Source organism: Catellatospora tritici (genome assembly GCF_019083965.1).
Lineage (GTDB): Bacteria > Actinomycetota > Actinomycetes > Mycobacteriales > Micromonosporaceae > Catellatospora > Catellatospora tritici.
Window position 1 is genome coordinate 19,640 of the sequence record NZ_JAHRCY010000035.1, and the last position, 19,819, is coordinate 39,458.

Sequence of the window (19,819 nt, forward strand, 5' to 3'; positions counted from 1 at the left end):
CGGTCTGTGCGCTGCTACACCGCGTGGAGGCGGGTCTGTAGCGTGTCCAGTTCGGTGCGCAGTTGCGCGGGCAGTTTGTCGCCGAACCTGGTGAACCATTCGTCGATCTGCGGGATCTCCGCGGCCCACTCGTCCGGGTCGACGCGCAGCGCCGCGGTCAGGTCGTCGCCGGTGACGTCCAGGCCGGTGGTGTCGATCGTGCCGGGGGCAGGCACGTAGCCGATCGGGGTGTCGACGGCGTCGGCGCCGCCGTCGAGCCGGTCGATGATCCATTTGAGGACGCGGGAGTTCTCGCCGTAGCCGGGCCACAGGAACCGGCCGTCGGCGCCGCGGCGGAACCAGTTCACCTGGAAGATCTTCGGCAGCTTGTCCGCGTCCGGGGCGTTCTTGCCGATGTTCGTCCAGTGGGTGAGGTAGTCCGCGGCGTGGTATCCGATGAACGGCAGCATCGCCATCGGGTCGCGGCGCACGACGCCGACCTGCCCGACGGCGGCGGCGGTGGTCTCCGACGACAGGGTGGCGCCCATGAACACGCCGTGGTTCCAGTCGCGGGACTGCGCGACGAGGGGGATGGTGGTTTTGCGGCGGCCGCCGAACAGGATCGCCGAGATCGGCACACCCTGGGGGCCGTCGTACTCGGGGGCCAGGATCGGGCACTGGCTGATCGGGGTGCAGAAGCGGGAGTTCGGGTGGCTGGACGGACGGCCGGTGTCCGGGGTCCAGTCGTTGCCGTGCCAGTCGGTCAGGTGCGCGGGCGGGGTCCCCATGCCCTCCCACCACACGTCGCCGTCATCGGTCAACGCGACGTTGGTGAACAGCGAGTTGCCGCGTTCGAGCGTGCGCATCGCGTTGGGGTTGGTCGTCCAGTCGGTGCCCGGCGCGACGCCGAAGAACCCGTACTCGGGGTTGACCGCGTACAGGCGGCCGTCGGAGCCGAAACGCATCCAGGCGATGTCGTCACCCAGGGTCTCGACCTTCCAGCCGTCGATGGTCGGCTCGAGCATGGCGAGGTTGGTCTTGCCGCACGCCGACGGGAACGCCGCCGCCACGTAGTGGACCTTGCCGGTCGGGTTGGTGAGCTTGAGGATGAGCATGTGCTCGGCCAGCCAGCCCTCGTCGCGGGCCATCACGCTGGCGATGCGCAGGCTGTAGCACTTCTTGCCCAGCAGCGAGTTGCCGCCGTAGCCCGACCCGAAGGACCAGATCTCGCGGGTGTCGGGGAAGTGGGCGATGTACTTGGCGTCGTTGCACGGCCACCTGACATCGGCCTGGCCCTCGCCGAGCGGGGCGCCGACCGAGTGCAGCGCCGGGACGAAGTCCGCGTCCTCGCCCATGACGTCCAGGACCGGGGTGCCCATCCGGGTCATGATCTTCATGCTGGCGGCGACATAGGCCGAGTCGGTGATCTCGACGCCGAACTTGGGGTCGTCCGCGTCGAGGGGCCCCATGCAGAACGGGATCACGTACATGGTCCGGCCGCGCATGCAACCGCGGTACAGCTCGGTCATGAGCTGCTTCATCTCGGCCGGGGCCATCCAGTTGTTGGTCGGACCGGCGCCGTCGGGATCGGCCGAGCAGATGAAGGTGCGCTCCTCGACCCGCGCCACGTCGGAGGGGTCGGTGCGGGCCCAGAACGAGTTCGGCTTGCGCTCGGGATTGAGCCGCACCAGAGTTCCGGCGTCAACCAGTTGGCCGGTCAGCCGCTGCCATTCGTCGTCGGAGCCGTCGCACCAGACGACCTGCGTGGGAGTGGTCAGTTCGGCTACCTCCCGCACCCAGGCCAGCAGCCGGGGGTGGGTGGTCGGGGCCGAGTTCAGGCCGGGCGTCGTTGCCACAGTCATCAGCTGCATGCCTTTCTGTGCGAGGGGTGTGTCTCTACCCACAGCCCTCAATAAGTTGCTAACTTTAGCAAGTGATGATGTCTGGTAAAGTTGGCGGGTGGTGCGACAACATCACAGTCAGGCATGCGGTGAACGACGCCAGCGGGGGCGCGGCCGCAGTCGGGTACGGTTTCGGGCGGCGAAGGGGGTGGACCGGTGAGCAAACCGCTGTATCAGGCCAAGGCGGACTTCTTCAAAGCACTGGCCCATCCGGCCCGGATTCGGGTACTCGAACTGCTATCAGAACGCGAGCACGCCGTCTCGGAGATGCTGCCCGAGGTCGGTCTCGAACCTGCACATCTGTCGCAGCAACTGTCGGTGCTGCGCAAGATGAACCTGGTCGTCACCCGCAAAGAAGGCTCCAACGTCTACTACTCGCTGGTCAGCCCACACGTCGCCGAACTGCTCGCGGTCGCCCGCACGATCCTGACCGAGGTGCTGGCCAACCAGGTGGGGCTGCTGGACGACCTACGCGAGGCGCAGCAGGCCACCGCTCGCCGGTAGCCGCAGCGGGCGAGCAGCCGCGCCGCGCCGTGTCAGGCAGGACGGGGATGCCGGGTGGGGCTCCCATCTCTCGTACCCGCCCGGCACACCCCGCCCGGCGGCGAGTGATACCGGCATTCGCCGGAGCCGCCGGGCAACCGGGCTGCTGACCACCGCCCTGCTCACCGTAAGTGATCCGCGCGGCCCGGCAGGCACATGACTGGCCGACAAACCGGTGTTCGGGTGGTGGGGCCGGTTCGGCATGGACGGCATCGGCACTGCTGATCGTCTTCGGTGCCGCGTCGATCACGCTAGCGGCGGGACTCTCCGGTCAATCAAAGCCGTCGGTCACCGCCATCGTTGGGCTCGTGTCCGAGTACTCATTTCTGGCCTGCACCGGAACGGGCATGGGCGTGCTGGTGCTGATACTGCTGTGCTTGGCTGCCCTGATCCTCGACATCAGTCGGCGTGCCTGGGTACCGCCGCGTACGAGACCGTCTGGTGGCATCTCTTCGACGTCCTGCCCGGTCCGGACATTCCCGCGATACTGCACTGGTCCGCGCCCTTGGACACCACGGGCTGGCAGCGGCTGAGCGTGGTCCAACTCGCGATCGCCTCAGCATTGCTGCTGCTGGCGTTCCCGCTCGCCCGTGCGGTACGTAGCCTTGGCTCCGCAGCGGCCGGCGCCGCACAGGCGGCTGACGGCCGTCCCGGCGCTGCCGCAGGTTAGCAGCCAACCCTCACGCCAGGACGGGCAGCGCGGCGGTGCCGTGCTGGACGAAACCGCGCGCGCCGCAATCGAGTTCGCCTACGCTCGGTCTGAGCAGGATCTGGCCTGATCAGTGGCCAGATGCGGGCGACCTTGGCGCAGGTCCAACCGGGACCTCGGGCGGATGGAGACGCGCGATGATCGAGCCTCTTCCTCGCGAAGACGCGATGACGGAGCCTCTTCCTTACGAGGAGCTGTCCAGTCACTTTCCCGGTCGACCGGCGCGACTGAGCGACCTGGGGACGCTGTCGAGATCCCTCTTCGTGACCGGAGGTCCCGAGGGCCTGACCGTCGAGGCCAGGGTGATCCCGGTAGAGCGGCGACACGAGACCGAGGACGCGCAGATCTACGAGATCCGGCTCGAGGTGGGCGGGACGCGTCTCGGCCTGCGTGCTTCCCCTCCGGGTATCGAGGTCGTCGAGGTCCGGGAGCGGCTGGACGAGGAGCGGTACCGCGACCTCATGGACGCCCACATCCCTGATCATCTCGGGTTCGACGTCGAGCCGCGGCAGCTCATCCAGGCACGCAATCGCATTCCGAGGCGGCTCGACCCCGACCTCCGGTACAACACGACGAGTTTCGGAGACGAAGACCGGCGCGTGTTCCGGGACACGAGTTACCCCTGGAGCGCCTTCGGTCGGTGCGAGACCAACCTCGGTCCGTTCAGCGGTGTCATGGTCGGCCCACGGCACCTACTGACCTGCAACCACGGCATCGACTGGACCCCACCTCCCGGCTTCGCAGCCGACTGGCTCACCTTCACGCCTTCGTACTACGACGGTGACGCTCCATTCGGAGCGACCTATGCCACCCACGTGTATTCAGTGAAGCGGGACGACAACGACGGGTTCAGCAACGGCGACGAGGGCCAGTACGACTACACGGTCCTGGTCCTCAACGACAGGATCGGAGACCGCACAGGGTGGCTGGGAACTCGCCGCTACACCGACGCTTGGGACACGAACCCGAACTGGTGGCACATCGGTTACCCACAAGATCTGACCAGCGTCTCCCGGCCGACCTACCAGCGCGGATTCACCATGAACGGTGATGACGAGCAAGACGACGCCCATCAGGTGCTCTACCACCAGGCCGACGTCTTCCCAGGTCAGTCAGGCGGACCCATGTTCGGGTTCTGGGCGGGCGACGTCGGTCCCAGAGCGGTAGCGGTCCAGTCGTGGCAAGACACCGACAGCAACGGGGCAAGCGGTGGCGGTGACCTCGTCGATCTCGCCATCCGGGCTCGAAGCGACCATCCATAGCAGCGCGCAGCCATCACCTCGATGGCCTCGCGCTTGGTCCCGTCGACGGGGTCGCCTCGCTCAGCGAGGTGACCGTGCCCTGTCCGCGTCCACCGCGCACTCGCCGCGAACCCACGTCGGTCAGTGGGCGCAGCCGCAGATTCGCCTCGCCTCGCCGCGCAGCGCGGCGTCGACCAGCGGCGAGTCCAGGTGGCCGACGACGTAGGCCGCGTACTGGTGATCCAGCCCGAAGCCCCGCATGTTCGTCACCAGCTGCCCGAGGTGCGTGGCATCGACCCGGGGGCCCAGGTCCAGCAGCTGGTCCAACGCCCAGACACGGGTGTACTCGCTGGGGGCGCCGAGCTGGGGGATAAGCCGGTCCATGAGGGCGCTGTCGGCCTGTGCCCGCCGCTCGATGTCCGCCTGGCCAGCCTGCAGCGTGTTCAGGGTGTTGCGCAGGTCGGTGCTGGTCTGCTCGGCGTAGGGGCCGGCCCGGCTCAGCGGACCGCTCAGGTCGGTCGCGGAGACGATGGCTTCCGCCTCCGAGCTCACCATCGAACCGAGCTGATCCGGGTCGTGCAGCGCCGTGTCCATGATCCGGTCGTAGGAGACGCCGAGCCGGTCCTGCACCGACTGGTCGACGGCTTCGGTGACCACCTGGATCAGCGGGTCGAGGATCGGGTACGCGTCGGTCAGCGGGCGGGTGACGGCGCGCAATTGCTCGGAGACGAGCTTCTGCACCTGGAGCACGAACTTCTTGCGACCCGAGTCGATCAGGTCGGTGCCCGCACGGTGCGAGACCTGGCCGAAGGCCTCCCGCGCCGTTCTCACCTCGCCCGGTGTCGTGTCCGGCGGAATGTATGGCGTTGTGGCCGGTTCCTCGACCCGCAGCGTCTCCGGCACCTGCTCGGCCTGCTGCGCCCGGGTCGACTCCCGTATGAACATGTTTTGCGCGCTGCTGGTTCTCAGCCGGTATTGCGGATGCGCCGCGATCCCGGCGACCGCCGTGCTGACATGCGGCGGCAGGTTCAGCGCGTCGCGGTAGGGCGGCGGCAGCGAGTCCTTGGCCTTGGACAGCAGCTGCTCGGTGACGCGCTGGGACAGCTCAGCCTGCGCCCGCTGCGCCACGGCGGCATACCCGTCCTGCGTCGCGTCGATGCGCAGCTGCACGTCCGCCGCTGGTTGGCCCAGGTGCACGCCGAAGAAGGTCAGCGCCGCCAGGGTCGCCAGTCCAGCCCCGAGCGGCCCGCTCCAGTCGCAGTACGCGTCGACAACGCGCCGCAGGATCCGGGCCAGCCGCAGCCGCCACCGCGACCAGGTCGACAGCAGCCAAACGCTGACGAGGTACACCGCGCCGAGCACCAGCAGCACGCCCGCCTCGCTGAGCTGGAGCTCGTCGGAGAAGAACGCGGAGACGTCGTTGAACAGCCGCTCCATGTCGCGCAGCCAGGACAGGCTCAGCGAGTCCCCGAACAGGGTGAGATAGATCGCCAGCAGTACGAAGAACGCGAGCGCGGCGCCCACCGGCGCCAGGTACCGGATGCCGAAGGCGCAGATGTTGTGGCGCAGGTCCTGGGTGAACGACGGCTTGGCCCGGGTCTGGCCCGCGGTGGCCCGCAGATATCCCGCGGCCAGGGTGATCAGGACCCAGATCGTGCCCAGCAGCAGCGAGACCAGCTGCGCGTTGCTGGACGTCCCGGCCAGCACCACCGCCGCGACGATCAGGTGCGCCACCGGCCGGCGGGTGTTGATTCGGACCCGCACCGTCAGGTCGCCGGGGCGTCCGGTGGTCGCATCCGGCAGTCCCTGGCCGGGCAGGCGCAGCTTGGCGCGGTTGGTCACCCCGGCCGGGATGCGGACCCGCACGGTCCGCTCCCGGTCGCCCACCCGCGCCACGATGGGCTTCACCGTGCCGATGCGTGCCTGCCACGGGTACAGGTCGACGACGGGAAGACCGTCCTCTTCGGAGCCGTCTGTGAGCACCAACACATGATGGGGCCGCCGATAAGCGGGCTGCCTGTCGGGTTCGCGACGCTGCGAGCGATCTTGTGGCCCGGCACCGATGCCGAGTTGGTTCCGGCCGAGTAGAGCCCGTCGATGACGGTGCCAGCTACGGGAAGCTCCATGCGGGCGCAGGCGGCGGACCGGGACCGGTCCGCCGCCACTCTCGGGCTGTCGGTGGTCAGTGGTCGGCGGCGGCGTGCAGCCGGCGCCAGTCGCGGCGGGCAAGCAGCGCCAGCACCGCCGCCGCGGCGGCGAACAAGGCCGCGAGCAGCCATTCGACCTCGCCTTCGCCGCTGTCGGGTTTGGCGTCGAAGAACCGTTCGATCCAGTCCGGGATGAACAGTGTCAGCACGGCCAGCCCCGCGGCGGCCGCGGCGAGTCCAGCCTCCAGCCACATGCGGATACGCGCCATCGACGATCTCCCTCGGCTCGGTGACAGGTCGCAGATTAGTCGTCCAGCGTACGGGTGGCGCTGACGGGTAGCGGACACCCGAAGGTCTATTCGGCTCTTTCCCTGCCTCGATACGTGGTCGAACATGGACGGGGCATCGGTCCGGCCGCGACGGGGCAGGAGGGTCGAGTCGTCATGACGGAGGCCGCACGGCCACAGCACCATCCCGACCAGGCCGGGGCACAGGTCCTGGGGATCGCGGTGGCGCACGCGGACTGGTTCCACGCTTTGGACCGCGGGGTGTACCTGGTCGCGGGCCGTCCCGCGCCCGAGCGGCTGAAGGTGCCGGTGGGCGACGCGCAGCGGCTGCTGCGGCAGACCGCGCGGACGGTGGCCGACGCCCCGCCCAAGGGCAACGGCGACGTGGTGTGGACGGCCGGGGTAAGCGAGCTGCGGGTGCGGTCGGCGGCGCTGGAGCTGACCTGCGAGTCCGGTGTGGTCACGGTCGGCGTGCCGGTCGGCTGCGATCAGCTGCCCAAGGGTGCCGTGATCGCGGTGCCGTTCGCGGTCGGCAGTGAGCAACTGCCGGCCGGTCTGGTGATGTCCGCGCTGACGCGGCCGGCCGGTCCGGCGGTGGTGGTGGACGGGTGGGCCGGGCCGGTGACCGCGTTCGCGTGGGAGGCGCTGGTGCATCTGGCGCAGTCGCTGTGCGCGGCGACGGGCAACGACACGGCGGGCGACCCGCTGATTCCCGGGGCGATCGGTGCGGCGCGGGACGTGCTGCTGCTGCAGCCGATGGCCCGGCACCGCACGCCGGATCCAGTGAAGCGAGGACTGCGGTGACCGTCGGCTCCGACACGCTCGGCTCGTTCGGCGACCTGGCCAAGGCGCTGGGCATCGTGGCGCCGGATGGCAGCGCCAACGCGTCGTGGTTCGGCGATCCGGTGGGCGGCTCGGGCAACGAGCACGGGCTGCGCGACCTGATGGCCGACGACGACCAGCGGCGGGCATTGCTCGGGTTCGTCGACGAGATCCTGGGGCCGCCGGAAAAGGCAACGCGGGGCGGCCAGACGTGGGTGCCGCTGTTCGCCGAGGCCGACCCGCACGTGACGGTGTTCGCGGTGGTCGAGGAGTTCGCCGGGTATGTCGTGCTCGGCGCCGGGTTGGAGCACGACACCAGCGGCGGCGCGCCCCGGGTTGCGACGCGGGTGCACGTGCCGATGTTCCGGTTCGTGCGCGATGGCGGCACCGTGGTGCCCGACGACAGCCTGCCGGGCTGGCTGGTGCTGGGCCGTCCCGGGGGCCGGATCTCGGTCGGGGTGGAGGCGGTGTTCACCGAGGCCGCGCCACCGCCGCGGGCCGCGTCGCTGGGCGGGCTGTCGCTGACCCTGGGGGTGCCGACGGCGACCGGTGACGACCTGTCGGTCGCGGTCGAGCTGCGTGACCTGCAGCTGCCGGGGGCGGGCGCGCCGCGGACGTTCACGCTGGACGCGCACAGTCTCGACGAGCTGGGCTCGGACGTGTTCGAGCTGGTCGTCGGGCTGGTGCGCGCGCAGGCGGACGCGCTGGACCTGAGTCGGCCGGAGCTGCGGGCGTTCGCGGCCGTGGCGGGTCTGGCCGGGTTGCGCGACGTACCGGGCCTGCCGGGGCTGCCGCTGGCCGACCTGCCGACGGCGGGGATCGGCGCGCTGGTCGGCTGGGTCGAGGACGTGCTTTCCGAGGAGGCGCGGCGGCGGGCGTGGCTGGGGCAGTTGGCGCTGCTGATCGACGGCGGGGTCAACGGCGCCGGTGACGCGGTGACCAAGGCGTTCGGGCCGGCGCTGTTCTCGATCGGGGTGCGGGTGCAGCCGGGCACCGGCGGGCATCCGGTGCTGGTGCCGTGGGTGGAGCTGGCGCTGCAGACCCAGACGGGGGTACGGGCCAGACTCGCCGCTGACCTGCTGCGCGCCGATACCGGCACCGGTGCGGTGACGGCGCTGCCCGACGCGCGGCTGGAGGCCGTGTTCGGCGCCGACGCGGGCGGTACGGCGCTGCTGCCGGGCACCGACCCGCACGTCGGCAGCCTGCACACCGGCGTACGCCTGGACGCGACCGGCCGCCCGGCGTTCACCCTCACCCTGCACGACGTGACCGTGGCCGGGCGAACCCACGCGCTGCTGGACCTGTCGTCGCCGCAGGCGGCGGTGGAGGCCGCCGAGGACGTCGTCGAGGGCGCCATCGCGTCGGCGATCGCGGCGCTGGGCCCGTTCGGCGCGGCAGTCAACCGGCTGCTGGGCCTGGACCCGCCCGCCGGGGTCACCGGTCTGGACGTGACGGCGCTGCTGGCCGACCCGCTCGCCGAGGTGATGCGCTACTGGCGCGACCTCACCGCGGCCCCGGCCGCGATCACCGACGTGCTCGGGCACCTGCGCCACCTGATCACCGGCGCCCCGGTCGCGGCCGTGCTCGGTGCGGGGACCGGCGCCGACCCGTGGCGGATGCAGCTGGCAGCCGGGATCGACCTGCTGCTGTCGCGCACCGGCGACGTGCTGGCTGTCGACCTGGCCGGGTCGGTGCGCACCCAGGTGCTCACCGACTTCGAGGCCGCCGCGAGCGTCGGGCTGAGCCTGCTGCGGCTGGACCTGGCCGCCCGGACGGTCGTGTTCGCCGCCGAGGTGCGCGGCACGCTGAGCCTGGCCCGCGCCGACGCGCACACCGCCCGGCTGGACCTGGCCGGGCTGAGCCTGGAGCTCGACCGGCTCGCCGCGACGGTGAGCTGGGCTGCGGGCAGGGGCCTGCGCGGGGTGCTGGCCGCTGACGGGCTCGCGGTCGTGCTCGAACGCGGCCAGGGCCTGCGCGTGCCGTTCGCGCTGCCGACGATCGGCGGCGACGGGCGGCTGGTGCTGCCCGCGCCGGACTGGGACGTGGTGGAGCGGGTGTTGGCCGCGCTGTTGGCCGAGCTGCGCCTGCCCGCCGTGGACGCGATCGTCGGGCTGCTGGGCTGGAACGGGCGCGGGGCGCACCTGTCGCTGGGCGGGCTGCTCGGCGCGGACCCGACCGCGGCCGTCGAGGCGTGGCTGGCCGATCTGATCCTGGACTGCGGGCGGGTGCGGGCGGCGCTCGGGCCGGTCGCGGCGCTGCTGAGCGGGTGGCGGATCACCGCGCCGTACGGCAGCGGCACGGCGCGCAGCCCGTACCGGTGCCCGGTCGCGGGCGAGCCGCGGGCCCCCGGCCTGGCGGTGTGGCTGGATCCGGGCTGCGCCCCGGTGGTCGGGGTGACCCCGGGCGTGGGGCACCTGACGTCGGGGCTGGCGCCGGAGTCGGCGACCGTGGTGTCGGTGCTGCACGACGCGGCGTACAACCTGCCCGACGTCGCCGACCTGCTGGTGGGCCGCGACTCGCTGGCCTCCGGGTTCGACCTGTTGACGGCCCGCTGGGCGGGCACCGACGGCTTGGTCGGGCAGCCCTCGGCCCTGCCCGACGGGGTCACCGGCACCGTGCTGGACGGGTTGGGCTATGCCGAGCTGGTCGCCGCGGGCGGGGCCGGGCTGCTGGTCGCCGAGGTGGTGAGCCCGGTGCCGCAGGCGGTGGTGCACGTCGGCTGCGAACAGAGCTGGACCGAGGGGCGGCCCGACGGCACCGTGTTCGACCGGTCGGCCGCCGACGCGCCGCAGACCGGGAGCATCCCGGCGACCGGCGACGGGACGTGGTTCGTGCGGCTGCCCGCCCCGGCGGCGGCCGCGGCGGCCCGGCCGGACCGGGGCGGGGTCGGCGAGCAGGCGGCGCGCCTGGCGGCGGTGCTGGCCGGGCGCACCGAGTCGGTGACCGTGGTGGCGTACGGGGCCTGCGGCGCGGCCGCGATCCGGGCCGCCGCGGGCATCGCCATGGTGCACGAGGTGATCACGGTCGGGGCGCCGTGGTCGGCGGTGGCCGTGGACAGCCTGCAGACCGGGTTGGGCGGGGACGCGCTGCGGCTGCTGCACCGGTTGCGCCGTACCGATGCGCCGGGGTGGCCGGAGGTGATGCTGGCGCACCAGATGACGGCCGGGATGCGGGTCGCGGGGCTGGTCGAGCGGTCGGCCGCGCCGCTGGACCTGCCGTCGGCGGCCGCCGAGGCCCGCCGGTCGGACCTGTCGGTGCGCGCGGTGTTCGGGGCGACCGACGCCGAGTCGCTGGCCCACGGCCTGGGCGCGTACGTCGCCGACGGGATCTCGGCACGGCTGGAGGCGGCCGCGGCGGCAGAGTTCACCGCCGGTCCGGTGACGGCGCTGCACGCCGGGGTGGACCTGCCGGTGATCGACCTGAACATCGGCGGACTGCTCGTCGGCGTCGGCGCGACCGTGGAGCTGTGCCGGATCGGCCGGGCCGGCGGCGGCCTGTCCGCGCAACTGGTACGCGGCGTGATCGTGGACGTGCACCTGGGGGTGCACGACGGGTGGCTGCTGGGCGGGCCGGGCACGTCCGGCGACCCCGAGGTGCGATGGATGTCGGCCCGGGTCGAGGTGCCGCTCGACGGGCGGCCCGGCGACGCGGAGCTGGTGCTGCACGAGGCTCGCGGACTGGGGATCGACCGGGAACGGTGGGTGGTCCGCGCCGACCCGGCCGGGGCGGCGTTCGACGTCACCGCCGACCAGGTCACCGGCGCGGTGCCCGAGGTGCGGGTGCTGGTCGGCGGGGTGCTGGCGCGGCTGCGGGCCGCGTCGGCGGACCTGGCGGCGCTGCTGGACCTGCTCGGGGTGGTCCGCGCGGGCGGCCTGGACCCTGACGGCCTGGACCGGCTGCTGCACGACACCGCCGCGACGGTGCGGGCCGCGGTCGCGGCCGCGCCGGCCGACGTGGCGGCGCACCTGCGGGCGCTGGTGCCCGGGTGCACCGGAACCGGTGCTGCGCTGGACTGGACGATCGGACCGGCCACCGTCGGGTTCGACCTGGCCGCGGGCGGTCTGGACATCACGTGGCGGCTGGCCGAGCCGGGCGTGCCGCTGATCGAGGCGGCGGTCGCGCTGACCGGTGCGGGCGCGTCGGCGACAGTGTCGCTGGGCGAGCTGGACCCGCACACCGGCGGGCTGCGGCTGGTGGGGCGGACCGCGCCGGGCGCGGCGGTCGAGGTGCAATGGGCCGCCCCGAACGCGGCGACGCGCACGGTCGCGCTGCTACCGGTGCCGGACGCGGCGGGGCTGCGCGAGCTGGCGACGGTCGCGGTGCCTGCGGTCACCGCGCAGGCGCTGCTGACGGCGCTGCGGCGGGCGGTGTCGGCCGAGGCCCGGCCGGCGCTGGACCTGGCCCTGGACGCGGTCGGTCTGCTGACCCCGGCGGATGCCTCCGGTGGCCGGGACGTGGTGGTGCCGGTCGGGTTGGTGGCCGATCCGGGCGGGTGGCTGCGGCAGGCGAGCGCCGGGTGGCGCAGCAGCCCGGCGGCGAGCGCGGTCGCGCTGCTGGACGCGCTGGCGCCGCTGGTGGTGCCGGGGCGCGGGTCGGCGGCGGGGTGGCCGCTGGCAGACGGGGTGACCGTGTCGTACGGAGTCGCGGCCGGGGACCGGTTGCGGCTGATGCTCGACGTGGCGCTGCACACCGCCGCGGGCGGCACGACCGTGACGACGCACCTGTCGGGCGGGCTGCTGATCGGCGCCGACGGGCTGCCGCAGCCGGCGGTGTCGGGCAGTGTGGACATCGACGGGCGCGGGCTGCGGCTGTCGGTGGATCCGGGGGTGCGCCTGGAACTGCTGCGCCCGGCGCCGGCGGCCGCGCTGACGCTGTACCCGGACGGGCCCGGCCTGGGGCAGGCCCTGTCGGCGATCGGCGGCACGGTGCTGCCGCCGGTGCTCGACGCGCTGGCCGCCCACCGCGGTGACCTCACCGCGTCGGTGCTGCGCGACGTCGGCCATGCCGTCTACGACCTCGGCGGTGCCCTCGACCTGCGCCAGGGGACCGCGTTCAGCGGGGCGCGGATCGAGGCGTTCGCGGCCGACCCGGCGGCGGCGCTGACCGCCCGGCTGCCGCAGCTGATCACCGCCGCCGTGGCGAGCCTCGCCAACGCCCTCGACCCCGGACACACCCTGGTCACCGTGTCCGGTCCGGTCGGCAGTGTGGTGACGCTCGGGTTCGGCACCGGCCAGCCGGTGCACCTGACTTTGGACGCGAGCGGGCCGGTGCCCGCCGTCGAGCTGCGCGCCGACGTAGCGGTCGCCGGGGTGGGCCACTTCGTGGTGGAGCGGCTGCGGCTGTCGACGGCAGGGGTGGACGTCGCGGTCCGGATCGGACCGATCCTCGCGGACGTGGGCCCGTTCGCGCTCCGGCCGCTGCTGCTGGTGCGGGCCGGATCGGCCGCGGGCGGCACCCGCCTGGCCGCGCTCGGGCTGGCGCTCGACGACGCCGGTACGCGCAGCGTGCAGGTCCGCTGGGCACTGGACGCCTCCGCCCCGGCGCTGGCCGCGGTGACGGCGGGCCCGTCCGGAGAGACGGTCGGTGACGCCGCGCAGGCGGCGCTGTGGCTGCTGGCGCAGGCGGTGTCGCTGGCCGGTGGGGTCGCCGTGCACGAGCTGCGCACCATGCTGACGCCGCGCGCGATCGCGTGCCTGCAGGGCGTCGTTTTCACCGACACCGACGGCTCCACCCAGATCGACCCGGGCTTGGCCCTGGACCTGCTGGAACCAGAGGCGCTGCTGGGCCGGCTCAAGCGGCTGCTGTGGAACGCGGCCGCCGGTCCGGGCCTGGTGCTGACCATCGACGGGATCGTCACGGTCGGGATCACCGGCAGCGACAGCGGCAGCGTCCGCGCCCTGGGCGTCAACATCTCGCTCGCGCCCGGCCGCCGGTTCACCATCGCCGACGGCGACACCAAGGTGGAGCTGGAGGTCGACGCGTCGTGGGTGCACGCGACCGTCGCACCCGGCCTGACCGTGTACGTGCTGTCGGGCACGTCCGCGGCCGCGCTGCAGATCGCTCCGGCGGTGTCGGTGTCCGGCCTCGGGCTGCGGTTCACCAAGACGACCGGCCCGCTGCTGTCGATGGGCGCGGTGTCGCTGGACGGCATCGCGGTGCACGTCTACGGCGAGGCCGCCGCGGCCGGGATCGGCGGCGGTGTGCAGGTCGAGCTGGCCGGGCTGGCGATCTCGCCGGCCGGGGCGGGCGGCGGCAACGGGGTCGCCAACGGCATCCTGTCCGACTCGGGCAGTGCCGGCCAGGGCAGCCGCCCGGCGTTCTCGCCCGCGCTGGCCATCCAGCAGCGGCCGGGCCACAGCCTGGAGTTCTCGCTGCGCGCCGGGCCGCCGCCGGGGCCGTGGTGGCTGGTGGTGCAGCGCCAGCTGGGGCCGCTGTACCTGGAGCGGATCGGGTTCGACACGGTGGAGACCGGCGGCACGGTCAGCCGGATCTCGCTGATGTTCGACGGCCGGGTGTCGATCTTCGGGTTGACCGCGGCGGTGGACCGGCTGTCGCTGAGCTGGCTCGGCGGCGACGTACTGGACATCCACAGCTGGGCCGCGGACCTGATGGGCCTGGCCGTGTCGGCGGACCTGTCCGGGGTGTCGCTGGCCGGCGGCATGCTCAAGACCGTCGGCCCGCCCGAGAACGGGCCGGTGTCGTACGTCGGCATGCTGCTGGGTCGCTTCGGCGTGTACGGCCTGTCGGTGTTCGGCGGCTACACCGACGACTCCGGCAACCCGTCGTTCTTCGTGTTCGGCGCGCTCAACGGCCCGATCGGCGGGCCGCCGGCGTTCTTCCTCACCGGCATCGGCGGCGGCCTGGGCATCAACCGCGGCCTGCGCATCCCCGACGACGTCACCCGGTTCGCCGAGTTCCCGTTCATCCAGGCGCTCGACCCGGCGGCGCAGCCGCCCGCCGACCCGATGGCGGAGCTGCGGCGGCTGACCGACTACTTCCCGCCGCAGCGCGGCAACTTCTGGTTCGCGGCCGGGATCAGCTTCAACTCGTTCAGCCTGGTCGACGGCATCGCGGTGATCGCGGTGTCGTTCGGCGACGGGCTGGAGATCGACCTGCTGGGCCTGGCGCGCATGGCACTGCCGCGCCCACAGGCGGCCCTGGTCTCGATCGAACTGGGGCTGCTGGCCCGGTTCTCCACCCGCGAGGGCCTGTTCATCATCCGGGCGGCCCTGACCGAAAACTCGTGGCTGCTGTACCCGGAGGTGCGCCTGACCGGCGGGTTCGCGTTCGCGACCTGGTGGAAGGGGCCGCTGTCGGGCCAGTTCGTGCTGACGCTGGGCGGCTACCACCCGGACTTCCACCGCGACGGCTACCCGGAGGTGGCGCGGCTCGGGCTGATGTGGCGCATCACCGACGAGATCGTGATCAAGGGCGGGTCGTACTTCGCGCTGACGTCCGAGGCGCTGATGGCGGGCGTGGACGTCGAAGTCAGCGCCGACTTCGGCTGGGCGTGGGCGCGCATCGCGTTCGGCGCGCACGGCATCGTCTACTTCGACCCGTTCTGGTTCGAGGTCATGGCGTACGCCCGCATCTCCGCCGGTATAAAGATCGACACATTCCTGGGCACGATCAGCTTCAGCATCTCCCTCGGCGCGCAGGTCAAGGTCTGGGGACCGGACTTCTCCGGCGAGGCCACCCTCGAGGTCGGGCCGTGCAGCTTCACCGTCGGGTTCGGCAGCGAGCACCGCGTCGAGCCGCGCACCCTGCACTGGGACGAGTTCGTCGCGAAGTACCTGGAGGACGCCGGCGGCGGCCGGGCGCGGGCGCTGTCGGCGATCACCGGAGCCGGGTCGCTGCCCGCGGCCACCGGCGGGGACCGCGCCGCGCCGACACCCGACGGCAGCAGCGAGCGCCCGTTCGAGGTGTACGCCGAGTTCGAACTCACCGTCGTCACCACCGTGCCCACCACGGCCGTCGACGTCGGCCTGCCGTCCGGGCAGGTCCCGGTGCGGGTGACCCGCTCCGACGGGGCGGTGGTGCCGCTGGGCCTCAAGCCGATGAAGGCCGCCGACCTTGCCTCCGTGCTGGCGATCCGGCTGGAGCAGCACACCTCCGGCGGCTGGGTGCCGCTGGACGAGCCGCTGCGGCAACTCGGCGCGAACCTGGCCGCCTCGGCGCCGACCGAGCACGGCAGCAACCTCAGCCGCGACGCGTTCCCGATCGGCGCCTGGGGCCAGCCGGAGCTGTCGGGCACCGCCCCGGCCGCCCTGCCGCAGGGCGATGTCATCAACGCGGGCAACCAGGTGAAACTGGTCGCCGAGGCGCAGTCGCTGCACCGGGGCCCCGAGATCGACTACTACCGGGTGGAGGCGTCGCGGCGGCCGCTGCCGCTGCAGGCTTCCGGCCCCGACCGGGGCGTGCTGCTCAGCGAGGCCGCGACCGTGGTGTCCCCGACCGTGGCCAGCGTGGCGCAGGCCCTCGACGCGGCGCAGGCGCAACTGTTCGCCGCCCCGGCGGCCACCGCCGACGGGCTGCTGCCGACCGGGGCGCGCAGCGCCCTGGCCCGAGCGTCATACCGGGGCGAGGTCGCGGCGCCGCCGCTGTTCGGCACGCTCGCCGACGGCCTGGCCGTCGCCAACGGCGCCGACGCGGCCGCGGCCCGGGTCGCGCCGCCGCCCCCGCCCGCGGCCCGGGTCGACCGGGCGCCGATCGTGGCCGGGTATCTCACCGCCGGTCCCGGTGCCGCCGCCCGCGCGGCGATCACCACGGTGGCCGACCGGGAACCGCCGCGCCGGGTCGCGCCGACCCTGGACGCGGCCCGGGTGCGGCTGGCCACCCAGCTGCCCGTCGAGCTGCACCTGGCCGCGGCACCGTCGGTGCCCCGCGAGGGCACCCTGGTGGCCGCGTCGGTGCCGCGTACGGTCGTGCCCGGCACCACCCGCTCGTACGGCTACGGCACCGCCGGCCTGTCCGCGCTGGTCGGCGGCCTGTCCGCCACGAAACCGGTCCCGGACCCCCGCGCTCCGCAGACTCCGCCCGGCACGTCCCTGCCCGACCCAGGTCCGCTCACCCACGTCCCGCCGACCCAGCCCGGCAAGTCGCACGACCTGCCCGGCAAGCCCGACCACACGCACGGCAAGCCCCACGACCTGCCGGGCAGGCCCGACAGTCCGCCCGGCAAGGCGCGCGATCCGCACGGGACGCGCGACGACCGACCCGGCAATGCGCACGACCCGCACGGCGGCGACAGGGCGGCGCCCGCCGACCGGTTCGGCGCCCAGCCCGGTGCCCGGGTGGAGACGCACGGCGAGCCCGGCACGAGCGCGCGGGCCGCGGCGCTGCCGCTGGGCCGGGTTTCGGCGCACGCGGCCGTACCGCACGTGCCCGCCCAGCCGGCCGGCCGAGAGTCGCCGCCCGCGCAGGCGCAGGCCGGCGGGCAGGTCATCGGGTCCGGTGACCTGGTCGTGCTGACGTTTCCGGACGCGTCGACGGCCACCGGTGGCGGGACGCTGAACGTCAGCGGCCGGGCCCGGGTCGCGATCCTCAACGGCGGCGGCGACGTGCTCGCCGACGCGGACGCCCACGGCCCGGTACCGGTTCCGGCAACGGCGGCGCTGGTCGCGGTGCAGGCCGACGGCACCACCACCGTCGCCGAAGGGCTCGCCGGCTGGCACTCGCGGTCGCGGCTGTGCGCGCTCGGCGGCCACGCGGCCCTGGCCGCCGGGTGCGTACTGACCAGCGACGGCCTGCCCACCGGCAGCGGCATCCGCTGGAGCACCGCCGCCGACCTGCTCGACGGCACGGCCGCCTCGCTGACCCGGTTCTCCGGTCCGGTGCGCACCGTCGCGATCGCCGTCGAGGCCGCGGACGCCGAGCGGCTCGACGGCCTGGCCCTGCAGCTGACCGGCGCCCTGCGGGCCCGCGACGCGCGCGGCGAGCTGCCGCCGACGGTCGTGCACAGCGGCGGCCAGTCAGTGCTGCTCTACGCCGTCGAGCCCGGCTCGGGGCCGGTCGGGGTGCGGGTGCGTGCGGGCGGCGACTGGCGGGTCACCGGGGTGCTCGGCAGCGGCCGCGCCCCCGCCGCCATCGCCGCGATCCTGGTCCGGCACGGGCTGGTCGCGGCCACCGCGCGGCTGCTCACCACCGGCGGCGACGGCTGCCGGATCACCTGGACCGCCCTCGACCAGCAGCAGGAGGCGTCGCATGACCGTCGGTGAGGGCAAGTTCGTGCTGTACTCGCGCATCGAACCGCCGCTGCAGGCCGGCGACTACCGGTTCACGGCGAGCCAGACGCTGACCGCGACCGGCCACGACGCCGACGACCTGCCCGTCGACGACCTGCCGACCTACGTCACGGTCCGCTCGCCCCGGTACGGGCTGCCGCCCGACCAGGTGCTGTCCACGTTCCCGCCCGCGGGCGGGGAGGGCTCGTACGGGTCGCGGCTGCCTCAGGTGGTGATCCGCCGCCGTACGCTGCCGTGGGAGCGGCTGGTCGAGACCGGGGTGCCCCGGGCCACGCCGTGGCTGGCGCTGGTGCTCATCGCCGAGGGCGAAGCCGAACTGAAACTGAACCAGCCGACCGCCCAGTGCGTGACCCCAGGCGTGCACCTTGAGGGCAAGGCCGAGGCGGAACTGGGCAACTACCTGCTGATCCGCAAGTCGATGGTGGACCGGATCTTCCCGACCCAGAAGGACGTGCCGCTGCTCGCGCACGCCCGCGAGGTCGACATCCACGACACCGAGCTGATGATGGGCGACGACGACGGGTTCCTGGCGGTCGTCATCGCCAACCGGCTGCCGCTGCCCGGCCGCGACGAGCACGGCGAGGCGGTGCCGGTGAAGTACCTGGCCTGCCTGGTGAACCTGGAGGGCCAGTTCACGAGACTGCTGCCGCAGGCGCCGCCGCCACGGCCGTTCACGATGGCCCCGCTGTCAGTGGCGGCCACGGCGGTCAACGGGGCGGCGTGGGACCACCTGCGGATGGGCACCACTGCGTCCCCCGCCTCCGCCGCGGGCGCCCACGTGGCCGCCGAGCCGGTGGCGACGGCGTTCGGCACCGAACCGACCCTGTTCCTGGGCGCCGTAACCGGTGCCGCCGCGGCCTCGGCCGCCACATCGCATCCGGCCACCGGGGCGGTCATCGCGACGCCGAGCGCGGCCGCGGCGCCCTACAGCGCGGCCCCGACCTGGGGCACGGCCTCGGCGGCACGTTCGCACGCAGACGTGTACGCCGAGATGGCCGCCGACTTCGGCCACACCGCCGTCGACGTGAGCGTCGCACTGCCGCTGGACCCGTCACTGCGGTTCCCGGTGCTGCTGCACTGGAGCTTCACGTCATACGGCGCCACCACGTTCCGTAGCCTGATGGAGGGCCTGGACTCGGGGCTGCTCGGCACGGTCACCGACACCCCGGCCGCACCGGTCGGGCGCCCGCCGCTGGAGGTCGTCGAGACCGGCCACACCGGCCTGGCCCACAAGCTGCGCCGCGGCGACGAGGTGCGCTCCTGGTATCGCGGCCCACTGGTGCCGCACCCCACCGCCGACCCGCCCGAGGGCCGCCTCGCACTGGCGCACGCCGCCGACCAGCTGCGCATCATCGTCCCCGACGGCCGCGAGGACATCTCGCTGGCGGCCGCGTTCGAGATCGGACGGCTGCTCGCCCTGGCCCGGCCGTCGATGGTCGCCGCGCTGCTGCGCTGGCGGCAGAGCGGCTACCAGTTCCACCGGCGCGGCGCCGCCTGGGCGCAGCTCGCCCCGTTCCTGAGCGGCCTCGGCGTCGGCGGGGCCGTCGACGCCCGGATCGGCACCACGCTCGGACGGGCACTGGCCGGGGCGGTCGCCCAGCGGCCGCACGACTTCCTCGGCGACCCGCGCCCGCTGGTCGACGCGGGCCGCCCGCTGGTGCTCGACGCCGAACCGCAGACAGTGCTGGCCGCCGGATTCGGGCTGGCCGCCCAGCTGCTGACCGGCGAGCCGCACACGGTGCTGAGCCAGCTGCGCGAGCAGCCGGTACTGACCGCCGACGTGCACCTTGCCGCACCGGCGGCGATACGTACGGCGCTGGCCGACACGCTGGCGCGGCGCCGCGATGCCCTGATCACCGACACGCTCAGTCCCCGCGTCGACGTCCACCCGGGAGAGGCGCCGCGTTGACTTCCTCCCCCGCCGGAAGCGGGGGATTCCCCTCAGC

Annotated in this window: 8 protein-coding genes; 5 read left to right on the forward strand and 3 right to left on the reverse strand. The window is 73.5% G+C overall.

Annotated features, from left to right (window positions below; all coding sequences use genetic code 11):
* Positions 1-14: 14 nt before the first annotated feature.
* Positions 15-1,841 carry a phosphoenolpyruvate carboxykinase (GTP) gene (locus KUA19_RS39790; protein ID WP_372452018.1) on the reverse strand — a complete coding sequence of 609 codons (1,827 nt, stop codon included), beginning with the start codon at positions 1,839-1,841 and terminating at the stop codon, positions 15-17.
* A 195-nt stretch (positions 1,842-2,036) separates the two neighbouring features.
* Between KUA19_RS39790 and KUA19_RS39795 the strand changes: the two genes are divergently transcribed.
* Entirely contained in the window at positions 2,037-2,384 is a 348-nt protein-coding gene (locus KUA19_RS39795) for an ArsR/SmtB family transcription factor (RefSeq protein WP_217404806.1), read from the forward strand.
* A gap of 885 nt (positions 2,385-3,269) precedes the next feature.
* On the forward strand, positions 3,270-4,394 hold the full coding sequence (locus KUA19_RS39800) for a trypsin-like serine peptidase (RefSeq protein ID WP_217404808.1): 1,125 nt from the start codon (positions 3,270-3,272) through the stop codon (positions 4,392-4,394).
* Positions 4,395-4,514: 120 nt separating this feature from the next.
* On the opposite strand, the gene KUA19_RS39805 is transcribed toward KUA19_RS39800, so the two are convergent.
* Together KUA19_RS39805 and KUA19_RS39810 are read right to left on the reverse strand one after the other, a co-directional pair.
* Positions 4,515-6,356 carry a DnaJ C-terminal domain-containing protein gene (locus tag KUA19_RS39805; RefSeq protein WP_217404810.1) on the reverse strand — a complete coding sequence of 614 codons (1,842 nt, stop codon included), beginning with the start codon at positions 6,354-6,356 and terminating at the stop codon, positions 4,515-4,517.
* A gap of 199 nt (positions 6,357-6,555) precedes the next feature.
* Entirely contained in the window at positions 6,556-6,789 is a 234-nt protein-coding gene (locus KUA19_RS39810; RefSeq protein ID WP_217404812.1) for a DUF202 domain-containing protein, read from the reverse strand.
* A gap of 174 nt (positions 6,790-6,963) precedes the next feature.
* On the opposite strand from KUA19_RS39810, the gene KUA19_RS39815 reads away from it, so the two are divergent.
* Genes KUA19_RS39815 through KUA19_RS39825 form a run of 3 tightly spaced genes read left to right on the forward strand, consistent with a single transcriptional unit; the run spans position 6,964 to position 19,782 of the window.
* Complete coding sequence (locus KUA19_RS39815) at positions 6,964-7,611, forward strand: hypothetical protein (protein WP_217404814.1); 648 nt, start codon at positions 6,964-6,966, stop codon at positions 7,609-7,611.
* Positions 7,608-17,846, forward strand: a complete 10,239-nt coding sequence (locus KUA19_RS39820; protein ID WP_217404816.1) for a DUF6603 domain-containing protein — start codon at positions 7,608-7,610, stop codon at positions 17,844-17,846. Before KUA19_RS39815 ends, KUA19_RS39820 begins: the two co-directional genes overlap by 4 nt.
* Entirely contained in the window at positions 17,833-19,782 is a 1,950-nt protein-coding gene (locus KUA19_RS39825) for a hypothetical protein (protein WP_217404818.1), read from the forward strand. The genes KUA19_RS39820 and KUA19_RS39825 overlap by 14 nt, the downstream gene beginning before the upstream one ends.
* Positions 19,783-19,819: the final 37 nt, after the last annotated feature.

Bases quoted from the DNA above. Each gene is read 5' to 3' on its own strand.
- KUA19_RS39810 (WP_217404812.1), bottom strand. From the start codon at position 6,789: ATGGCGCGTATCCGCATGTGGCTGGAGGCTGGACTCGCCGCGGCCGCC.
- KUA19_RS39825 (WP_217404818.1), top strand. From the start codon at position 17,833: ATGACCGTCGGTGAGGGCAAGTTCGTGCTGTACTCGCGCATCGAACCG.
- KUA19_RS39815 (WP_217404814.1), top strand. From the start codon at position 6,964: ATGACGGAGGCCGCACGGCCACAGCACCATCCCGACCAGGCCGGGGCA.
- KUA19_RS39790 (WP_372452018.1), bottom strand. From the start codon at position 1,841: ATGACTGTGGCAACGACGCCCGGCCTGAACTCGGCCCCGACCACCCAC.
- KUA19_RS39800 (WP_217404808.1), top strand. From the start codon at position 3,270: ATGATCGAGCCTCTTCCTCGCGAAGACGCGATGACGGAGCCTCTTCCT.